This window comes from Mycobacterium sp. B14F4 (assembly GCF_039871645.1).
GTDB lineage: Bacteria > Actinomycetota > Actinomycetes > Mycobacteriales > Mycobacteriaceae > Mycobacterium.
Map to the genome: position 1 here is coordinate 421472 of NZ_JBDPMF010000004.1, position 19343 is coordinate 440814.

Here is a 19343-nt window from a genome sequence, read left to right on the forward strand (position 1 = left end):
ACTGGCTGCCCTGCCATGAAATACGCCGTCATCGCACCCGTCGCTGCGGGCGTCACCGCGGACCCCGCCTTCATGGCCGCGTTCGCGCGGCACCTCGAGGGCTGCGGTTTCGAGTCGGTGGTCGCGGTCGAGCACACCGTTCTCATGTCGCAGTACACCAGCGTCTACCCGTACGACGCGTCCGGCCGGGTGGAGCTGCCCGCCGACTGTGTGGTGCCCGATCCCCTTGACCTGCTTGCCTTTCTGGCCGGCCAGACCAACCGGCTCGGGCTGGCGACCGGCGTGCTGGTGCTGCCCAACCACCATCCCGTCGTGCTGGCCAAGCGGGTGGCCACGCTCGACGCGCTCTCCGGCGGTCGGCTGCGGCTGTGCGTGGGCATGGGCTGGCTCAAAGAGGAGATCGAAGCCTGCGGAACGGATTTCGCCACCCGCGGTCGTCGCGCCGACGAACAGATCGAGGTGATGCGCCTGCTGTGGGAGGACCGGCCCGGCGGGGTCGACCACCATGGCGAGTTCTTCGACTTCGCGCACGCGATGAGCTACCCGAAGCCGGCCGCGGCCGTGCCGATCCACATCGGTGGGCACAGTAGGGCCGCGGCCAGGCGGGCGGGCCGTCTCGGCGACGGCTTCCAGCCACTCGGCGTCGGCGGCGCGCAGCTCACCGGGCTCGTCGCCCTGATGCGCGAAGAGGCCCAGCGGTGCGGGCGCGACCCGGACGTACTGGAGCTCTCGCTGGGCCACCTGGTGACGAAGGTCGACGCCGAGCGCGCGGGCAAGCTCGAGGCGCTGGGCGCCGACCGCCTGGTGCTGGCCATGCCGCCGACCTCCGACATCGCCGAAGCGTGCGACGCCTTGTCGGCGTGCGCACGGCGGCTGGGGCTGACGGCATGAGGCTGGCCGCTCCCGACCGGTTGGCGGTGGCCGACCTCGTGCATCTCTACGCCTCGGCCGTCGATGACCGCCGGTTCGATGACGTCGTCGAACTGTTCACCGAGACAGCCGAATTGCGGCTGCCGGACCCGCCGCGGTCGTTGGAGCCGGTGCGCCGCCATCACGGCCGCGACGGCGTGCGCGCGGCCATGGCCGCGCTGGCCTCGATGTCTGCGGTGGCGCGCACCGAGCACGCGATCGTCGGCGAGGTGTACGCCGCCGGCGACGAGACGGACTACGCGCTGGGCCGGATCACCTGCATCGCCCACCATTGGACGATCGCCGACAACACGGTCACCGATCTGGTGTGGCACCTGCGCTACGACGACGAGTACCTGCGCACCCGTGCCGGTTGGCGCATCCACGGTCGCGCGCTGACCATCAACGCGATCGAGAGCCGGCCGATTCGCCGCCTTCGATTACCGCCAGCAGACGGTCGAGCAGCGGCCGCTGACCCTTCAGCAGCTTCGACCGAGCCTCAGCCACGGAAAACCAAGCCACCCGGTCGACCTCGGGATACTCCCTGAGCGTGCCCGACCCCTTCGGCCATTCCAGCGTGAAGGTGTTGGAGTGCGTGCCCTCCAGATCGAGGTCGCCGCGTACGGCGAAGGCCGTCACGAGCTTGCCGCCGGGTTGTCTGACCGGCGCGAAGTCGATGCGCGGTCCGTCGGGTGGTGGCTTGCCCGTCTCCTCGGTGAACTCGCGGCGCGCGACCGTCCACGGGTCCTGACCCTGTTGGTATTCGCCCTTCGGGATCGACCAGGCCCCCTCGTCCCGGCGGGCCCAGAACGGGCCGCCCGGATGGACGATGAGCACCTCGACGCCGCCTGCGGTGACCCGGTACAGCAGCAGACCCGCGCTCAGCTTGGCCACGCCACTCACCTTTTTCCGCGAGGGTGCGTGTTTGCACAGGACACGCCGCGGAAAAACACCACGTTGCGCACGGTCACCGGCCGCGAGCGCTCAGTATTTGCGGTCACCCTCGCTGTCGTCGAAGAAGGCCCAGTCTCCGTCATCGGACTTGACCTCCATGCGCCAGCCCAGTTCCGGCTCGGCCTTCTGGTCGACGAACCAGGCGTGTGCGTCGTCGGCGCTCTCGATGTCCTTGGTGTCGACAACCTCGCCTCGGGGGTTCAGCACGCGATAAGTAGCCATGCCGTCTCAGTTCCCCGCAGAAGGGGGTTTGAATCAGTCGGCGCTGGCCATCGGGATGCCCTCGCTGGCCGAGAACCGCGCGTCCTCCCGTGACGACAGCCCGAACGAGACCACCGAGCGGTCCCAGAACAGGTCCGTCAGGTAGGCCAGCGTCACCGCCCACCGGTTGACCCCGCGCGGGATGGCGTAGACGTGGTACGCGCGGGTCACGACCTTGGCGAGAAGGCCGGACAATTGGATGTTGAGCGGGTTGGCGACGGCGTAGCGAGGGCCGAGGTCGACGACCAGACCCATGTTGCGGTGCTTGTACCGCTTGGCCTTGCCGTAGCCGAGGCTGGCAGCGACGTTGCGCGCCAAGACCTTTCCCTGTCGCGTGGCGTGCTGGGCGGTCGGCGGGGTGATCGAGCCGGGCTGCGTCAGGTCCGGTACCGCCGCCGCGTCGCCCGCGGCGAACACCCCCGGATGGCCGGGCACCTCCAACTCGGTGGTGACCTTGAGCCGGCCCTTCTCGGTCGGCAGCCCCAGGTTCTCGATCAGCGGCGCCCCGGTCACGCCGGTGACCCATGCGACGGTGTGTGTCCGAATCAGCGAATCATCGCTGAGCACAACGTGTTCAGCGTGCACCTCCTTGAGCGTGACGCCGAGGCGCACATCTATGCCCCGCGACCGCAGCACCCGCTGCGCGGCGGCGCCGAGCTTCTCCCCCACCTCCGGCATCACCTGCTCGGCCATATCCAGCAGAACGAACTGCACCGCATCCGGGTCGAAGCCCATCTGCTTGGCCGCCGAATCGGCCAGCGCGCGCAGCTGGACGGCCAGCTCGGTGCCCGAGTACGACGCGCCGACCACCACGATCGTCCGCCGCGCCGCGGCCCGGCCCGCGTCGTCGTCGACGTCGGCCAGCTCCAGCTGCTGCAGCACGTGGTCGCGCAGGTACAGCGCCTCGGCGGTGGATTTGAGCCCTCGCGCGTGCTCGGCGAGCCCCGGCACGTCGAACAGCCGGGTCACCGAACCGGGGGTGAGCACCAGCCGGTCCCACGACACCAGCCGCGAGCGCTCCTCGGGGTCGGTGAAGGTGACGGTGCGACCGTCGAAGTCGACGCGGTCGACCCTGCCGCGGATCGCCTGCACCCCGCGCAGCGTGTTGGCCAACGGGATGGCGACGAAGCGCGCGTCGACCAGGCCGCCCGCGACGTCCGGGAGCAGCGGCGTGTACAGCATGTAGTCGACCGGCGAGATGATCGAGATGTCGACGGCGGCACCGTTCTTGCGGAACTTCCTGGCCAGGTGGCGTGCGCATTCGAATCCGGTGAACCCGCTGCCGACGATTACCACGGACGTCACCGGCCCCACTGTACGGAACCGGCCCCGAGCGGGGATGCTTGAGCCATGACGCGCCCGCGCTCGCTGCGCCGATTCGATCCGTTCCGGCCCATCGACATGTTGGCCTCGCTGTGGACTACCGCCGCGGTCGCTCCGGTGAGCAGTGGCGCGGCGGCCGCGTACCGGACGCTGTTCATGACCGTTCGGCGGCTGGTGGTGGGCAGGCGGCTGACCGTCAGCCTGGACCGGGGCGATCTGACGCTCACCGTCACCGAGTTCGACTCGCGGCTCGACGTGCGCGCACTTTCGGTCGGCCAGCTCAACGACGTCCGACTTGCCGCCCGCGACATCCGCTGGAGCACAAGCGAGTTCGAGCACGCCGCGGTGGTGATGCACAACGTCCACATGCGGCCGACGGTGCCGCCCGTCCTCGTGGCCGCCCCCGTCGAGCTGACGCTGGAGGTGCCCGCGCCGGTCCTCGACGACCTGTTCCGCTGGGCCGCGCCGCGGCTGTGCGGCGAGGTCGGAGCCGACGGCGTCGCGCGGCTGCGGTTGGCGCGCAGGCCGGCGGCCGGTCATCTCGAGGTCGACGCCCGCCTCGACGGCTCCACGCTGTGGCTCAAACCGCGAGGCCTCGTGTTGCGCCGGTCGCGGTGGAGGCTGCCGCACCGCACTCCGGCCTATCCCGTCCGGCTGCCCGAACTGCCGCACGGCGTGCTGCTCACCGGGGTCACCTTCGCGCCCGGCGTGGTGCGGCTGTCGGCCTGGGTGCCGGAGTGGCGCGTCGACATGCCGCGCACCCGACTCGAGGACCTTCTCGCACAGCTGAGCGCTGTCGGCGGGCCACTGAACGTCACCCGGTTCGGTCGTCTGCTCTAGTTTGCTCGACGCCGCTGATCGCCTCTTGCGCAATCGATTTCTGCCAACCACCGATCAATTTCTGCCAGCGGAATTAAACCCCTCAACTGGCGGTTCAATCCGTCAGACCGGCACGAATGCTTCAGAAGCCGGAACAACGCGTCCGAACCGCGTCATTCGCTCCACGGCTCGAACCAGATCGGAAAGAAGGCAACTCGAGATGAAGAAGTTCGGATTCGCCGCCACCGTGATCAGCGGACTGGCCGCAGCACTGATCGGACTGGCCGCGCCGGCCGCCGCCGCGCCCACCGGACCCGACGACGCCCAGCAGACCATCGGCCGGCTGCGGGCCCAGGGCTACACCGTGATCGTCAACCGGCTCGGCAACACCCCCCTGGATCGAGCCGAGGTCGTCGGCGTCCGCCAGGGTCAGACCTACAGCATGATCGACGCCGGCGCCCCGCTGATCGGCAGCAGCCACAACTACACCACGGTTGAGGACCGCATCGTCTACGTCGACGTGAAGTAGTCCGGCGCCGAAGTGAGGGGCATCCGAAAGGGTGCCCCTTTTCTTCGTGCGTGCACGATCCTGGTGCGGTGACCGAACTGGCCCGCTATCGGGACGGACCCGAACTCGTCGTGGTCTCGCGCGACGGCGGCGACCTCGTGTCGATCTCCACATCCGAGGACGTCCGGTCACAGTTCTCCGAGTCGCGGATGCCGATCGCCGACTTCGTCGCCAGGGGGCCGGGTCCGTGGCCGTGGTTCGACCTCGGCGAGAAGCGCGACGGGGCACTGCGGATCCTCGACGCGCTCGGCGTCGTGCCGCCGGCGTGGACGGTGCCGTTGCCGCCGGACGTGGTCGATCTGTTCCGGCGGGCCGAACGCGGCGACTCCTCGGTGATCGAGCTGCTGGCAATGGGCGCCGATCCCGATCCGGTGGATCCCTGCGGCGCCTCGCCGCTGTGGTATGCCGTGCGCTCGGTGGGCGCCGGCCTGGTCGTCGCGCTGATCGACGCCGGCGCCGACGCGGGGCGTCGCGTCGAGTTGTCGGCGGACGGCGGGCGCTTCACCACGGTGCTGCACGAGATCGTCCGTCTCGGCCGGGTCGTCGCCCTGCGCCACGCGCTCGCGAAGGGTATCGACCCGTCGCTCGTCGACTCCGGCGGAGCGACGGCCATGCACCTGCTCGATGCGGGCCACGACTACGTCAACCCGGAGATCGTGCGCGCGCTGGTGCGTGCCGGCGCCTCGGTCACCGCCCCACTGCCGAGCGGTGCCCAACCGGTCGAGCAGGCCGCGCGAGGCATTCTGCCCGCGACCGTCGCGGCGATGGTCGAGCTCGGCGCCGACCCGGCACGCGGACTGGACGCGCTGCTGTCGTGGTGGACCGACGGTGCCCGGCTCAGCGGATACCGGGCCGGCCCGGTTAGCGAGGTCGTGGGCATCCTGCGCGGCGCCGGCGCCGAGGTGACCGAGCGCCACCGCGAACTGGCGGCGGCCACCGGAGCGTCGCAGGTCGTCGCCGCCCTGCGCGATTAAGGTGCGGGTGTGGCACGGTACTCCCGCTATGTCGCGATCGGGGACAGTCAGACAGAAGGCCTCTGGGACGGCGACGACTCCACGGGACTGCTCGGATTCGCCGACCGATTGGCGTCGATGATCGAATCCCCGCACGCGGGACTGGCGTACGCCAACCTCGCGGTGCGCGGCCGCCGGATCCGCGATCTGCTCGACGAGCAGCTACCGCAGGCACTGGCGATGCGGCCGGACCTGATCACCGTGTGCATCGGGATGAACGACGTCACCCGTCCTGGCCCGTACTTCGGTGAGGCGCTGCGCGAACTCGACGAGTTGCACACCCGGCTCGCCGCGTCGGGTGCGACGGTGGTGACGACGACGTTTCCCGACGTCGCGCGCATCCTGCCGGTCGGCCGGGTGATCGCGCCCCGCATCGAGCAGATCAACGACGAGATCCGGACGGCCGCGCGCCGGCACGGGTTCCGGCTCGTCGACCTGTTCACCGCACCGTCGATGACCCACCCGGCGACCTGGAGCCCGGACCGCGTGCACGGCTCGGCCCGGGGCCACGCGCTGTTCGCCGCCGCGGCCGCCGAGGCGCTCGGCCTGCCGGGCAGCAATCACGACTGGGCGCACCTCCACGACCCGCCGCGGCGCACGTCGCTGGGCTCTCTGGCCTACTCACAGGCGCTGTGGACGCAGAACATGCTGCTGCCGTGGTTGTGGCGCACGGCGCGGCGGCGTTCCGCGGGCGACGACCGGGGGCCCAAGCGCCCCCGCCTGGAAAGACTGCCCGCCTATATGCCGAGGAACGGCAACGGGATCGGCGACTGACCGGACCCGATCGCGGAGACCGCGGCGGGGCAGAACATCGAGATCGCGATGCCGGTGAACATCGTCGCCGGTCCCAGCGGCATACCGCCCAGGTCGGCGACCTTGGACGCGACGTCGGCGGCGTTCTGACCGGGTTCGGAAAGCATCGGGCAGACCTGCTGGCCGATGGTCACCGCGCTGCCGGGATCGCCCATGACGACGCCGGCCTCCGTCACCGCGTTGAGGAACGCGTCGTCGACGGGGTCGGCCTGCGCGGGGGCGGCCACGACCGCGGCTGCGGTCAGGAATCCGGTGGTCAGCGCGAGGCCGAGAACTGGTTTGCGAAGCACCCGGGAATCGTACGCTGCCCGCCCCGGATTCTCAGATTCCGGTCCAGGCGTCGTCGATGGTGTCGGCGACGTCGATGATCTTCGCCTTCTGGGACGCCGGGCTGTCGATCTCCCCCGCGACGTGGGCGGCGATGAACCGCTTGATCTCGGCGTCGATGCCCGCGAGCACGCGCAGCACCTCGCCGCGCAGCGACTTCGATGTGACGTGGATCGAGATGGCGGACGGCCGCGGTTTCTCGACGTCGAGGATCAACAGCAGCGGTTCGGCCGCCCGCGCCGTGGCGCGCAGCGCGATCTCCCCGAAAACCATGAATTTCGGCTTGTCGATCCGCAGGTCCACGACCATGTCGATTTCCAGTGGGATGCGGATCGCGAACGTGATCATCGGCCCGACCTGGCGCTTCAGCCGCGGCTTCTGGACCCGGACCTTTGCGGTGACCTTGGCGATCTTGCCCGGCCCCTGGCCCATCGGGCCCATCTCGAACTCGTCGCCCGCGATCTCGCCGATCGCGTTGCCGACGCGGTCCTCGGTCACAGCGATTTCGAAGAACTTGCGACCGAACTCTTCGTAGGTGATCTCGTCATCGACGGACATGGTGCTCATACCGTCTCACGTCCGGCACGATCGCCGTCGCCAACGCGACCGAATCGAGACCACCCGCCGCTAGCCGGCGCCGTCGCTGCGCGCCTCGGCTCCGGTCTCGCCGACGTCGAGGGCGTCGTCGTTGAAGGTGCGACCGACGTAGCTGCCGTCGTCGTCACCTTCTTTGCCCGCGCGCGAGGCCGCCACCTTGTCATCCTCGTCGACGTCCTGTTCGCTCTTCTCGTCATTGTCGCGCGGAGTCATGCCGCTCCGATTACCCGCCGACGACGTGCTCAAACGATGCCCGGGTGCCCCGGCGGTGAACGGCGAGCGGTCAGGCCTCGGAGAAGTAGCGAATCTGCCTGATCGCGAAGGGCTTCACCGCGACGTCGGCGATCAGGATGTCGCGACCGCCGCTGCGGTCGATGCCGGCGACCAGGCTGTAGCCCGAGCCGATCACCTTGCGCGGCCGGGCGCCTGCCAGGCGTGCCAGCAGGTCGGCGATGTTCATGGCGGCGTGCTCGCCGGCGGTGATCCGGGCGTCCTTGCCCAGCCAGCGGCGCATCGCCACCTCGTCACCGGCTCGCGCGTCGGCCAGGAACTGCCGGAAATGCCGTTTGCCCGGTGAGCCGGCGCCCCGGAAGCCGCCGAGAAAGCCCAATGCGCCGAGCAGGCCTTGGTTCACGAGCAGTCCCCGTGACAGCTGCAGTCCGGCGGGCACCGATCGCAGGCCGCTGCGCACGAACTGCCCGACCATGGCGGGGAGCTCCCAAAAAGCCTGCAAATCAGCTATTTTCAGATCTCCGCCATCACCGGCGACGGTGTAACGCAGGTAGGCGGGTATGTGCATGGTCAACCCGTACGCCATGCCGACCTCGAGTTCCAGATCGCGGATCACCTTCGACCCGACCACCAGGTCGACGTCGCGGTGGAAGGTGATGTCCCGCGGACCGATGAAGGTGTCGTAGAACCGGGTGAGCGCCGCGGTTCCGCGATGCGGCTGTGAGCCCACGGGGTCTTCGACGACACCGTCGACGGTGAACGCGCCGACCCAGGCATCGCGGTCGTGCACGGTGACCGCCGCCGGGGAACGCTCGACGGCGGCGATCGCGTCCGCCGGAGAGATGGCCATACGTGTGCCTACCACCCCTGCTGGCCTCAGTCGACTACTTCCCCGCCGACAGGCACACTGTGATTAGTGACGTGCACGGGTGCACGGACCGAAGGAGGAACCACCATGAGCAGCAGCGGGCCTTTCGGGTTCGATCCCGACGAGTTCGACCGCGTCGTCCGCGAGGCCGGTGAGGGTCTGCGGGGGGCGCTCGACGGTCTTGGCAGGTTCCTCAGCACGCCCGGTGAACGCGCCGGCTGGGCCACCATGTTCGACGAGTTCACCCGCTCATCTCGGCCCCGCCGCGAACCGGAGACCACTGGTGAAGCCGGTGACGGTGTGTGGGCGATCTACACCGTGGACGACGACGGCGGCGCTCACATCGAACAGGTCTATCCGACGGAATTGGATGCCCTGCGCGCGAACAAGGACAACACCGACCCGACGCGCCGGGTGCGATTCCTGCCCTACGGCATCGCGGTCAGCGTGCTGGACGCCGCCGGCGGCAGCACCTCCCCGGACGGCGATACGTCCGAGGACGGCGACGCCTAGCTAGCCGCCGAACCGCCGACGGATTCCGGCGAGCATCTCCCGATGTGCGGCCAGCGCCTTGCGTGCCGTGAGCGGCGCAAGGATGGGCGGCGCCTGGATGCTGATGCGTTCGGCGACCTGCGTACCGGACTCCGCGGGGGTGAAGCTCACCACGGTGTGTAACCGCACACGCGGGAACTGACGCGCCTCGGCGGTCACGTCTCCGGAAGCCGGAACGACCATCCGGACCCGGTAAACCGTGCGTAAGGCGAACGGCCCGAACGGTATTCGGTCGGTCACCCGATAGCACTGCACATAGCCGTCGCTCGTCGCTGTCCTGCGCAGGCTGCGCACCGAGGCGATCAACGGGTGCACGACCGACATGTTGACCAGATCGGCGTAGAACGCCCGGACGTCTTGCGGCGGGGCGGGCACGTGCTCGGTGAGCATCACTTCACGATCGAGGCGCAGGTGTCGCTCCCAGGACGCGTCGGAATCGGGTTCGGGTCCGTAGCGGACGATACGCGGCCACCGTTGTCACCAGGGGTTTTTGACATACCGAAGCCATCATTATAAAAACAAGCAGATAGCCACTGCGACCGAGGACCAGTGATGGATCGGGACCAACTCATCGACCTGACCAGGCGGGCGGTCAAACTCGCGCGGGACAACACCACCGACCTCATGCCGTCCGAGCAAAGGGTCGCCGCGGCAACGTACACCTCGGCGCAGCGCCACGAGGCCGACGTCGCGCTGCTGATGCGCACCCCGCAACTGGTGGGCTACGCCTCCGAACTCCCCCGACCGGGCACCTACTGCGCCAAGACGGTGATGGGCCGACCGGTCCTGCTCACCAGGGCGGCGGACGGGGTCGTGCGCGCGTTCGACAACGTCTGCCTGCACCGCCAGTCCCGGATCGTCGAGGGCTGCGGGGCCGCCCGTCGACTGGCCTGTCCGTACCACTCGTGGAGCTACGACCTGCACGGCGCGCTGGCGGGGGTGCCGGGTAGGGAGGGATTTCCCGAGACATCATCGGCTGCAGCGACTTTGGCGCAGCTGCCGGCCGCCGAATGCGCCGGCTTCCTGTGGATCTCGCTGGACCGCGGCACGACCCTGGACATCCCGGCGTTTCTCGGACCACTCGCCGACGAACTCGACTCCTGGGGTATCGGCCGCTGGTCGCCGCTCGGCGAGAAGGTGCTGGACTGCCCGATCAACTGGAAGCTGGCGATCGACACGTTCGCCGAGAACTACCATTTCGCGACCGTGCACCGCACCACGTTCGCGACGATCGCACGCAGCAACTGCACCGTGTTCGATTCGTTCGGCCCGCACCACCGTCTGGTGTTCCCGCTCAACGGAATCGTCGATCTCGAGGACGTCCCCGAGGAGCAGTGGGACCCGCTGCACAACATGGTCGTGATATACGCGCTGTTCCCGAACATCGTGCTGTCGTGCACGATCGCCAACGGGGAACTGTTCCGCGTGTATCCCGGCGACGGGCCGGGCCGCTCGATCACCGTGCACCAGAACTCCACACCGCTCGACGTGTCCGACGAGTCCACGGCCGCCGGCGCGGCCGCCGTCTTCGACTACGCGCACGCGACCGTCCGCGACGAGGACTACGCCCTGGTCACCGCGCTACAGGCCAACCTCGAATCCGGTGTGCGTGAGCACCTGGTGTTCGGCCGCAACGAACCGGGTCTGCAGCACCGCCACGCCGCGTGGGCCGGCGCCGTCGGCGCCTGACTCACTCCCTGCCGTCGGCGCCTGACTCACTCCCTGCCGGCGACCGCCAGCACCGCGGCCAGGCTGCGGTCGACATCGTCGTCGGTGGTCGCCCACGACGAGACGCTGGCCCGCATCGCGGCGCGGCCCTGCCACACTGTCCCGCCGAACCAGCAGGTGCCCTCGGCCTGCACGGCCGCGATCACGCGACGGGTCTCCTCGTCGTCACCGAAGGAGACCAGCGCCTGGTTGAGCACGACGTCGTTGAGCACCTCGTAGCCCGCCGCCCGGAATCCGTCGGCGAACCGACGGGCGTGCAGGCAGCACCGGTCGACGAGATCGGCCACCCCACTGCGTCCCAGCGAGCGCAGCGCGGCCCACACCTCCACGCCGCGGGCCCGCCGCGACATGTCGGGTGTGTGATGGCAGGGTTCGCGGTCGGCGCCGGCAATCAGGTACGCGGCGCCGACCGTCATGGCCGCGCGCAGGTCAGTTGCGTTGCGGACGAACGCGATACCGCTGTCGTACGGCACGTTGAGCCACTTGTGCGCATCGGTCGCCCAGGAATCCGCCTCGGCGAAGCCATCCGTCAGATGCGCCAGGCGCGGACTGGCCGCGGCCCACAGGCCGAAGGCGCCGTCGACATGCACCCAGGCGCCGGCCTCGCGGGCTGCCGCGCACACCGCGCCGGCCGGATCGAAGGCGCCGGTGTTCACGTTGCCCGCCTGGATGCACACGATGGTCGTCGGCGACAACGCCGGAAGCGCGTCCACGCGCAGGCGGCCCTGCCCGTCGACGGGAACCCGCTCGACACGGTTGCGGCCAAGCCCGAGCAGCGACAGTGCCTTGAGCACGCTGGCGTGCACCTCGTCGCCGACCACCACGCGGATCGGCGGAGCACCGAACAGGCCGTCCTCCTCGACATTCCAGCCGGCGGAGCCCAGCAGTGCATGGCGGGCGGCGGCCAGCGCGGTCAGGTTGGCCATTGTCGCACCGGTGGTGAACCCTGCGCCGGCCGAGGCCGGCAGCCCGAGCAGATCGCGTAACCATGTCGTGCCCACCTCCTCCAGCGCCGCGGCCACCGGTGACATGACCCGGTATGCGCCGTTCTGATCCCACACTGCGGCAAGCAGATTGGCGGTCAGCGCCGCAGGCAGCGAGCCGCCCGTGACGAACCCGAAGTACCGGCGGCCCGCGGTCGCCACGGTGGCCGGCGAACCGACCTCGTCGAGCATCTGCAGCACCGCCCGAGGATCGGCGGGACCCGCGGGCAGCGGTTCGTCGAACCGGCCGAGCGCCTCGATGTGCTCGGCGGCGGGCGCCACGGGGCGCCCGTCGAGACCGTCGAGGTAGCGCACCGCGCGGTCGGTGAAGTCCGCCAGCAGTTCCTTCATGGCCACACGCTAACGCCAGACGGACCCGCGCGATCAGCGAGACGACAGCGCCCCGACGAGATCGTCGACGATCCGCGCCGCCTTCGGGTCGGCATCCGGGCGCACCTCGCTGGTGAGGTAGTCGATCGCCTCGCCCCTGTGGCCGGTCTCGATCAACTCCCGGACCCGCGCCGCCGCCGGCTCGCCCATCTCGGCCGCCAGCACGTCCACCAGTTCCCAGTCTCGATACAGCGCCAGCGAGCGCTCGTAGAACGCGAAGCCGCTGACCGGTTCGCCGCGCAGCGTTCCGCGATATCGGTACGGGCCCTCCATGTATTCCAGCGGCAGGGCGTGCGCTGGGGCGGGCACCAGGGGCTCACCGGTCAGGTCGAGGTCGAGCTTGTGCGACGTGAGCCGGTGCCGGTCGGGCAGGTACCGCGCCTCGCGGGGCGGCGGAACCAGGGTGCGCACGGACTCCGGCCACCGTACGTAGCTGTGCACGGTGACCTCGATGTCCTCGGCGAATTCGGGTTCGGGCCCGCCGTCGGGCGAGCTCGTCGTCGCTCCCGAGAACGGTTGCAGGGCATTGTTTTCCGTGCGGTCGAACTGCCGCCAGATGCTGAGGTCCACGCCGTTGTCGAGGTTGATCGTGCGCCACTCGTGGGCTCGCCAGCGGATGTCGCCGTCCGGACCGCCGGCATTGGCCACCTGCGGGAACCACTGCCGGTCGACGTGGCCCGACGTGCCCGAGACCGGTTCGGACAGCGGACCCCATGTCAATGCGCCGGTCATCGACATGCCCGTCTGGAAATATGAGTACGTGCCCGATTGCCCGAAGCAGTCGATCCGGCCGTTGTAGGCCGCGGCCCCCAGCGGCACCGGCGCCCGGGACGGTGTCACGTGCAGGTCCAATTGCATCCGATCGCCGCTCGCCGGGTCGGCACCGACGAAGCTGACGTCGTAGGTGTAGGGGGTCAACTCACCGTGCTCGTCGCGACACGTGCGCCAGGCCGCCGTGCCCGCGGGGCTGTCGTAGGTCAACTCGAGGTGCCCTTGGGCCAGTGTCAGTTTCGGCTTCGCCCCGGGCGTCATGTTCGCCGGCGGCATGTCGTAGTCGGTGAATGTCGCGTAGGCGCCGTTGTCGAGGTCGAACAGCGCCAGGGTGTAGAAGTCCGCGACGATCGACGCCCCGGGCCGGTTCTTGTTGAAGATCGACAGGAACGCGAACCGCCGCCCGGAATCACCCGTGAGTTCGCCGGCCAGAAACCAGGTGTCGGACTGGAAATCGGCGTGATCGGCCTCGGCGGCGGGAAAGTCCAGGTGCGGATCGCCCGGGACCAACGTGAACGGATAACGCCGCCAGTCCTCACCCACCGTGGCCAACCCTCCGTGTTCTATGTTTATAGTAATAGCAACTTTAGCGCCCAGGCGGTCACGTCGCGACGGAACGGAGGCGCCGTCATGAGATCTCTTGTCTACGATCGGCTTTTCATCGGCGGCCGGTGGCAGGCACCGGCGACCGGGCGGCGGATCCCGGTGATCTCTCCCCACACCGAGGAGAAGATCGGCGAGACACCCGAGGCCGCAGCCGAGGACGTCGACCGGGCGGTGCGCGCCGCGCGGGTCGCGTTCGACGAAGGGCCATGGCCGCGGATGAGCGTGGCCGACCGGATGTCCCGGATCGAGAAGCTGGCGGCCCTCTACAGTGCCCACACCGACGAGATCGCCGACCTGATCACCGCGGAGATGGGCTCACCGCGCAGCTTCAGCAGGCTCGGGCAGGGTGCGGGCGCCGTCGCGCAGATGCATCTGAACCTGGCCACGGCGCGCGACTACCCCTGGGTGGAGCGGCGAACGGGCCTGTTCGGCGACGTCCAGATCCGTCGTGCACCCGTCGGCGTGGTCGGGGCGATCGTGCCGTGGAACGTACCGCAGTTCCTGATCATGCCCAAGATGATCCCGGCGCTCATCGCCGGCTGCGCGGTGGTGATCAAGCCCGCACCCGAGACTCCCATCGACGCGATGTGGCTGGCCGAGATGCTCGAGGAGGTCGACCTGCCCGAGGGCGTGGTCTCCGTCGTCCCCGGCGGCCGCGAGACCGGCGAGGCGCTGATCCGCCATCCCGGGGTCGACAAGATCTCCTTCACCGGGTCGTCGGCGACCGGCAGGCACATCGCGGCCGTGTGCGGTGAACAACTCAAACGGGTCAGCCTGGAACTGGGGGGCAAGTCCGCGGCGATCGTCCTGGACGACGCCGACATCGGGCGCACCGTCGGCCATCTGAAGATGGCGAGCCTGATGAACAACGGGCAGGCGTGCGTCGCACAGACTCGCATCCTCGTCAGCGAGCGACGCCACCAGGAACTGGTCGACGCGCTGGCCGAGATGATGTCGGGCCTGCAGGTCGGCGACCCGGCCGACGAGGCCACCGACGTCGGCCCGCTCGTCGCGCAGCGCCAGCAGCATCGGGTGCAGGGTTACATCCAGGCCGGGCTCGACGAGGGGGCCCGAATGGTGCTGGGCGGCAACGACACACCGTATGACCGCGGATGGTACGTCCGGCCGACGCTGTTCACCGACGCGACCAACGACATGCGGATCGCCCGCGAGGAGATCTTCGGCCCGGTGCTCACGGTGCTGAAGTACTCCGACGAACGCGAGGCGGTCCGGATCGCCAACGACACCGACTATGGGTTGGCCGGGTCGGTGTGGACCGCCGACGTCGCCCACGGCCTGGACATCGCCGCGCAGATCCGCACGGGCACTTACGGAATCAACATGTACACGCTGGACACGACGATGCCGTTCGGCGGCTTCAAACAGTCCGGCATCGGGCGCGAGTTCGGCGCCGAGGGACTCTCCGAGTACGTCGAACTGCAGACGACGGTGAGCGCGGACCCGCTGCCGGAGTCAGCCTGACAGCTCGAGGGTGAGCTCGGCCGGACAGCACACCTCGTCGCGCTGGTTGGACACGGTGATCTCCAGGTCCACCAGCCTGCCGTCACGTTTGGCCACCACCCGTCCGCGTCCGATCATCGAATCGCCGGCGTAGATCGAGCCGAGCAGCGTGATCTTGCGCCGCACCACCCGACTGCAGGGCCCCGCCCAGTCCGTCGCGACCCGGTCCACGAACCCGGCGATGTGCATGGTGTTGACGAAGATCGTCGGATGACCGTGCCGTCGCGCGTAAACCGGATCATAGTGCGCCGGAAAGTAGTCCCACGTCGCCCCGGGGTTCATCACCACCCGCTGATAGTCGATCGGGTCGACGATCTCGGGCAGTTCGGCGGCGACGGCGACGTCGTCCCAGGCGATACCGCGCATCACCGTTCGGCCTCGGGGGTGAACCGAAACAGCGTGTTGCGGTTGACCGCCACCAGAGCGCCGTCCTCGCGGTGGAATTCGTCCATTGTCTCGACGAAATGGCCGGCGCCCAGACGCGTTCGCTTCTCGGGGGACACCGAAACCACCTCCTCGACGACGTGCAGGCGGTCGCCCTCGACGATGGTGTGGGGAAACTCCACCTCGTTGGAGGCGTTGATGAACGTGGTGCCGGGCAGCGGCACCCGGATGGCGATCGACGACGTCGGCGGCCGGCCGGTCGGTATCCACGGCGGCGGGATCAACCAACCCATGAGAAGCGCCGGCGGGGCGATCAGCCCACCCCACTGCCGCCGGGCGAACTCGTCGTCCCAGTAGGACGGATTGCGGTCGCGAACCATCGCCGCGAAGTGCTGGATGCGCGCACCGCTCACGGCGGTGCCGGCGTATCGCGGCGCCGTGCGGGTGCCGACCATGCGCACGGCGTCCTCGTAGGTGCCGAAGGCGAGGTCGTAACGGATGGGTGCGCTCACACCGGCAGCGCGCTTTCGCGGGGCACCGAGTCCCAGACCAGTTCGCGCGACGTGAAGTACCACCCGCCGCGCTCGTAGACCAGCCGGTCGCGGTAGCTGCCGGTCGACCGGATTGCGTTGCCGTTCAGCAGCACGGCGATGCAGTGCTGCGTCGCCTCGACTCCGTCCACCGTGATGTCGTGGTCGACGGTGACCAACCGTTGCCCGTCACCGCCGTCGAACGCGGTCCGAAGGTCGGTGAAGGACTGCCCGTCGCGGATGTACGTCGCACCGGAGTGGCGGAAGGTGGCGAGCCACCCGAGCGCGTCGCCTGCGGAGAACAGCCGGTTGAACCGCGCATTCAGATTCAGGATCGCCGCGCGTGCGGCCAACCCGTCGAGCACGTACTGCTGTTGGTAGCTCAGTGTCACGTGTACTCCCTCACCTGCTCACCGTGTAACCGTGGGCCTCGCGGTCCCAGGCCCCTGCACTCACTCCCCGGCCCCGCAGGAGGTCCTTGCGGACCCGACCTATGACGTTCTTCGGGATCTCCTGCATCACCTCGAGATACCGGGGCACGCAGAAGTAGGGCATGCGTTCGGCGCAGAAGTCGAGAAGTTCGGTGAACTCCACCGTGGCGCCGGGCGCGAGCGTCACGACGGCGAGGATGTCGTCCTCACCGAGCTCGCTGGGCACTCCCACCGCGGCGGCCTCCAGCACCGCGGGATGGCCCAGCACGGTCTGCTCGACCTCGACCGAGGACACGTTCTCGCCGCGCCTGCGAAGCGAGTCCGTGGCGCGGTCGACGAAGGTGAGGTTGGCCTCGGCATCCAGGCGACCCAGGTCGCCGGTGCGGAACCACTCCGGATGGGGGTGGACACGCAGACCCGTGACGCCGGGCGCGGACATCACATACCCCTCGCTCATCACATGCGCTGTCCGCGGCCGGCAGGCGATCTCGCCGACGGCGCCGTCGGGCACCGAGCAGCCGTCGCCGTCGACGAGGCGCACCTCGAAGGCCGGGCTGACCTGTCCTGACGTACCCGGAACGCCGCGATCCGAAACCGCCTTGTAGGCCAGCGGAAACGCCTCGGTCAGCCCGTACATCGTCACGATGCGACAGCGGTACCGCTGCTCGATCGGCCGATAGAGCTCGGCGGGGATCGGCGCGGCAGAGATGAACCGCAGCCCGAGCTCGGCGTCCCGCGGTTCGGCGGGCAGGTTCCAGAGCATCGCCACCATCGCACCGGCGCCGGCGAAACCGACTGCGCCGCAGTCGCGTATCTGGTCCCACACCTCGGTCGGATGGAACGCTTCGGCGAGCACGCTGGTGCCGCCGACCAGCATCGGGGCGAGTACGGTCGGCGCGGCGCTGAGATGGAACAGCGGCATCGCCGTCCAGATCACCTCTTGCGCGCCGAACTCCCACGCCGCCGCGGCCGTTGCGGCCGCCGTGAACAGGTAGTGCCATGTGGTCGCGACGGCCTTGGACGCGCCGGTGGTTCCCGAGGTGAAGAACAACGCACCGACATCGGTAGGACTCGCAGGCGTCGACCGCAGCACCTCGGTCCCGGCGTCGGCCAGCTGGCGTGTCAGTGAATCGCCCAGCGTGACAGCGGTCTTCAACGTGTCGATCGGGTCGGCGACCTCGGCGAGCCGGTCGACGCGGGCGGCATCGGTGAGAACGAGCTTGGCCCGGGACAGGGTGAGCGCATGGGCGAGGAAGTCACCCTTGCTCGCGGCGTTCACCGCCGCGGACACCGCGCCGATCCGCGCCGCGCCCAGCCAGAAGTACACCCACTCCGGGCACGTTGCGGTGAACAGGGCGACGGTGTCGCCGCGTGCGACGCCCCGGTCCAGCAGTACGTTGGCCGCCGCGCACGACCGGTCCCGCATCTGCGCGAAAGTCACGGGCGTGCCGGCGATCGACATCATCACGCGCTCGGGGAACTGCTCGGCGCGCCGGTCCAGCACCTGCGGCACCGTGAAGCTGTCGACCCCGAACGTCGCCGGCTCGCAAGCACCCGCCGCCCGGCCGCAGGGCATCACACCCCTGCTGCGGCCGGGTCGGGTTGGCCGTCGGCGGTGTACCCGAAGTCGACGGGTGAGGGCTCGGTGGCCGGATAGAACCTGTGCGCCCAGCGCCGCAACGCGGCGTAGTCGCGCGCCTCCTCCGGGGCGAGGTTCGGCTTCTCCAGGTACTTCATGTTCTCCCAGGTGAAGAAGTCCTGCTTGATGACTTCCTGCTGCAATTGCAGGAACTTCGCGGCGCGACCGGTCGGCGCATCCCCGTCGTCGCCCGGTTCGCGGATCGAGGCCTGGGTGTAGAAGTAGTCGGTGTAGTCCTCGTCGACCGGTGTCTGACCGGTCACCTGCACCGTCGCCACCAACTCGGACGGGAAGCGCACCACGCCGAGGCCGAGCGAGTAGTTGTCGTAGATGATCTTGGCGTCGACGGGCCCGTTGGGCGTGAGCCAGGTCTTCGCCCGTCCCCCACCGAAATTCGCGTTCACCGTCGCGTGCAGGTGGTAGCCGGACACCTCGAAAGACGCCGTGTTGGCCGGATTGGCCGCCTTGTGCACGTACTGGACGTGGTACGGATCGGCGGCGTTCTCGATGATCATCTGCGCATGCACCTTGACCCGGTTCACCATCCGGGTGTGCGGGTGCAACGGGTAGTACTCGTCGGTCTCGAGTTCGGGCAGCACGGGCGGCTGCCAGTACGGCGCCCGGCCGTGCCGCTCGTGCCAGACCAGGATGAAGCCGTACCACTCCATGCTGGGGTAGGTCCTGACGCGCACATTCTGTTTGCAGCCGATCTTGCTGTAGGGGATGAGCGCGTTGGTGCCGTCGCCCCGCCACTGCCAGCCGTGCCACGGGCAGACGATGTGCTCGCCCTCGACGGTGCCGCCGACGCCCATGTTGGCGCCCAGGTGCAGGCAGTACGCGTCGAGCACCTTGACGGCTCCGGAGGCGGTCCGGAAGATCACCAGTTCCTCGCCGAAATAGTGGGCGCGCTTGACCTGGCCGGGCGCCAGGTCGGAGGTGAAGCCGACGATGAACCACCCGGTCGGGAAGCGGTAGGTCGACAGGCTGATGCCGCCGGGGCCGAATTCGCGTTCGGACGGATCCAGGGTGGGGTCGTCGACCGTTTCCGTCATCTGAGCTCCATCCACGCGCGCAACGGTCCAGGTCAGCGGACCGGCCTGTTGCCTATTTTTACTATTTTAGGCA

23 protein-coding genes and 1 pseudogene are annotated in these 19343 nt (G+C 69.2%); 9 read left to right on the forward strand and 15 right to left on the reverse strand.

What is annotated here, in order from left to right:
• The first annotated feature begins 15 nt into the window (after window positions 1-15).
• Both ABGB19_RS14465 and ABGB19_RS14470 read left to right on the forward strand, forming a co-directional pair.
• Window positions 16-891 (forward strand): LLM class F420-dependent oxidoreductase, encoded by an 876-nt coding sequence (locus tag ABGB19_RS14465; RefSeq protein ID WP_347686631.1) that lies wholly within the window; start codon window positions 16-18, stop codon window positions 889-891.
• Window positions 888-1289 (forward strand): annotated as a pseudogene (locus ABGB19_RS14470) (nuclear transport factor 2 family protein); the annotation flags it as partial. The gene ABGB19_RS14465 and the pseudogene ABGB19_RS14470, both read left to right, overlap by 4 nt.
• A 22-nt stretch (window positions 1290-1311) precedes the next feature.
• Here ABGB19_RS14470 and ABGB19_RS14475 read toward each other — a convergent pair.
• The 3 genes from ABGB19_RS14475 to ABGB19_RS14485 form a co-directional block, all read right to left on the reverse strand.
• The gene (locus ABGB19_RS14475) at window positions 1312-1803 is read right to left on the reverse strand and encodes an NUDIX domain-containing protein (protein WP_347686632.1); all 492 of its coding nucleotides are present in this window, start codon (window positions 1801-1803) and stop codon (window positions 1312-1314) included.
• Window positions 1804-1893: 90 nt separating this feature from the next.
• Entirely contained in the window at window positions 1894-2085 is a 192-nt protein-coding gene (locus ABGB19_RS14480; protein WP_347686633.1) for a hypothetical protein, read from the reverse strand.
• 33 nt (window positions 2086-2118) lie between these two features.
• Window positions 2119-3429, reverse strand: a complete 1311-nt coding sequence (locus ABGB19_RS14485; RefSeq protein ID WP_347686634.1) for an NAD(P)/FAD-dependent oxidoreductase — start codon at window positions 3427-3429, stop codon at window positions 2119-2121.
• A gap of 45 nt (window positions 3430-3474) precedes the next feature.
• Between ABGB19_RS14485 and ABGB19_RS14490 the strand changes: the two genes are divergently transcribed.
• From ABGB19_RS14490 to ABGB19_RS14505, 4 genes are all read left to right on the forward strand, one after another.
• Window positions 3475-4287, forward strand: coding sequence for a hypothetical protein (locus ABGB19_RS14490; protein ID WP_347686635.1), 813 nt, complete (start codon window positions 3475-3477; stop codon window positions 4285-4287).
• A 199-nt stretch (window positions 4288-4486) separates the two neighbouring features.
• Complete coding sequence (locus tag ABGB19_RS14495) at window positions 4487-4795, forward strand: hypothetical protein (RefSeq protein WP_347686636.1); 309 nt, start codon at window positions 4487-4489, stop codon at window positions 4793-4795.
• 68 nt (window positions 4796-4863) lie between these two features.
• Window positions 4864-5808, forward strand: coding sequence for an ankyrin repeat domain-containing protein (locus tag ABGB19_RS14500; protein ID WP_347686637.1), 945 nt, complete (start codon window positions 4864-4866; stop codon window positions 5806-5808).
• 9 nt (window positions 5809-5817) lie between these two features.
• Window positions 5818-6621: an SGNH/GDSL hydrolase family protein gene (locus ABGB19_RS14505; protein ID WP_347686638.1), complete on the forward strand. Its 804-nt coding sequence runs from the start codon at window positions 5818-5820 to the stop codon at window positions 6619-6621.
• Here the strand turns inward: ABGB19_RS14505 and ABGB19_RS14510 are convergent.
• The 4 genes from ABGB19_RS14510 to ABGB19_RS14525 form a co-directional block, all read right to left on the reverse strand.
• The gene (locus ABGB19_RS14510; RefSeq protein WP_347686639.1) at window positions 6585-6950 is read right to left on the reverse strand and encodes a DUF732 domain-containing protein; all 366 of its coding nucleotides are present in this window, start codon (window positions 6948-6950) and stop codon (window positions 6585-6587) included. The genes ABGB19_RS14505 and ABGB19_RS14510 overlap by 37 nt on opposite strands.
• Window positions 6951-6981: 31 nt before the next feature.
• Window positions 6982-7545: a hypothetical protein gene (locus tag ABGB19_RS14515; protein ID WP_347686749.1), complete on the reverse strand. Its 564-nt coding sequence runs from the start codon at window positions 7543-7545 to the stop codon at window positions 6982-6984.
• Between the two features lie 69 nt (window positions 7546-7614).
• The gene (locus ABGB19_RS14520; RefSeq protein WP_347686640.1) at window positions 7615-7797 is read right to left on the reverse strand and encodes a hypothetical protein; all 183 of its coding nucleotides are present in this window, start codon (window positions 7795-7797) and stop codon (window positions 7615-7617) included.
• A 70-nt stretch (window positions 7798-7867) separates the two neighbouring features.
• The gene (locus tag ABGB19_RS14525) at window positions 7868-8665 is read right to left on the reverse strand and encodes a ketosteroid isomerase family protein (RefSeq protein ID WP_347686641.1); all 798 of its coding nucleotides are present in this window, start codon (window positions 8663-8665) and stop codon (window positions 7868-7870) included.
• 105 nt (window positions 8666-8770) lie between these two features.
• Between ABGB19_RS14525 and ABGB19_RS14530 the strand changes: the two genes are divergently transcribed.
• The gene (locus ABGB19_RS14530; protein ID WP_347686642.1) at window positions 8771-9196 is read left to right on the forward strand and encodes a hypothetical protein; all 426 of its coding nucleotides are present in this window, start codon (window positions 8771-8773) and stop codon (window positions 9194-9196) included.
• Here the strand turns inward: ABGB19_RS14530 and ABGB19_RS14535 are convergent, their stop codons facing one another.
• A complete protein-coding gene (locus ABGB19_RS14535; RefSeq protein ID WP_347686643.1) occupies window positions 9197-9625 on the reverse strand; it encodes an SRPBCC family protein in 429 nt (142 codons plus the stop codon). It abuts the gene before it with no gap.
• A 162-nt stretch (window positions 9626-9787) separates the two neighbouring features.
• Between ABGB19_RS14535 and ABGB19_RS14540 the strand changes: the two genes are divergently transcribed.
• On the forward strand, window positions 9788-10924 hold the full coding sequence (locus tag ABGB19_RS14540; protein ID WP_347686644.1) for an SRPBCC family protein: 1137 nt from the start codon (window positions 9788-9790) through the stop codon (window positions 10922-10924).
• 26 nt (window positions 10925-10950) lie between these two features.
• Here ABGB19_RS14540 and ABGB19_RS14545 read toward each other — a convergent pair whose 3' ends face one another.
• On the reverse strand, window positions 10951-12297 hold the full coding sequence (locus ABGB19_RS14545) for an aminotransferase class V-fold PLP-dependent enzyme (RefSeq protein ID WP_347686645.1): 1347 nt from the start codon (window positions 12295-12297) through the stop codon (window positions 10951-10953).
• Between the two features lie 33 nt (window positions 12298-12330).
• Entirely contained in the window at window positions 12331-13650 is a 1320-nt protein-coding gene (locus ABGB19_RS14550; protein WP_347686646.1) for a lipocalin-like domain-containing protein, read from the reverse strand.
• Between the two features lie 87 nt (window positions 13651-13737).
• Here ABGB19_RS14550 and ABGB19_RS14555 point away from each other — a divergent pair, with 87 nt between their 5' ends.
• Window positions 13738-15195, forward strand: a complete 1458-nt coding sequence (locus tag ABGB19_RS14555) for an aldehyde dehydrogenase (RefSeq protein WP_347686647.1) — start codon at window positions 13738-13740, stop codon at window positions 15193-15195.
• On the opposite strand, the gene ABGB19_RS14560 is transcribed toward ABGB19_RS14555, so the two are convergent.
• From ABGB19_RS14560 to ABGB19_RS14580, 5 genes are read right to left on the reverse strand one after another with little or no spacing between them, the layout of a single operon-like run.
• Window positions 15187-15600 carry a MaoC/PaaZ C-terminal domain-containing protein gene (locus ABGB19_RS14560; protein ID WP_347686648.1) on the reverse strand — a complete coding sequence of 138 codons (414 nt, stop codon included), beginning with the start codon at window positions 15598-15600 and terminating at the stop codon, window positions 15187-15189. The genes ABGB19_RS14555 and ABGB19_RS14560 overlap by 9 nt on opposite strands.
• On the reverse strand, window positions 15600-16073 hold the full coding sequence (locus ABGB19_RS14565; RefSeq protein WP_347686750.1) for a MaoC family dehydratase N-terminal domain-containing protein: 474 nt from the start codon (window positions 16071-16073) through the stop codon (window positions 15600-15602). The genes ABGB19_RS14560 and ABGB19_RS14565 overlap by 1 nt, the downstream gene beginning before the upstream one ends.
• A 53-nt stretch (window positions 16074-16126) precedes the next feature.
• Window positions 16127-16540 carry a nuclear transport factor 2 family protein gene (locus ABGB19_RS14570; RefSeq protein ID WP_347686649.1) on the reverse strand — a complete coding sequence of 138 codons (414 nt, stop codon included), beginning with the start codon at window positions 16538-16540 and terminating at the stop codon, window positions 16127-16129.
• A gap of 10 nt (window positions 16541-16550) precedes the next feature.
• The gene (locus ABGB19_RS14575) at window positions 16551-18155 is read right to left on the reverse strand and encodes an AMP-binding protein (RefSeq protein ID WP_347686650.1); all 1605 of its coding nucleotides are present in this window, start codon (window positions 18153-18155) and stop codon (window positions 16551-16553) included.
• Window positions 18155-19270 (reverse strand): Rieske 2Fe-2S domain-containing protein, encoded by a 1116-nt coding sequence (locus ABGB19_RS14580; RefSeq protein WP_347686651.1) that lies wholly within the window; start codon window positions 19268-19270, stop codon window positions 18155-18157. Before ABGB19_RS14580 ends, ABGB19_RS14575 begins: the two co-directional genes overlap by 1 nt.
• Window positions 19271-19343: the final 73 nt, after the last annotated feature.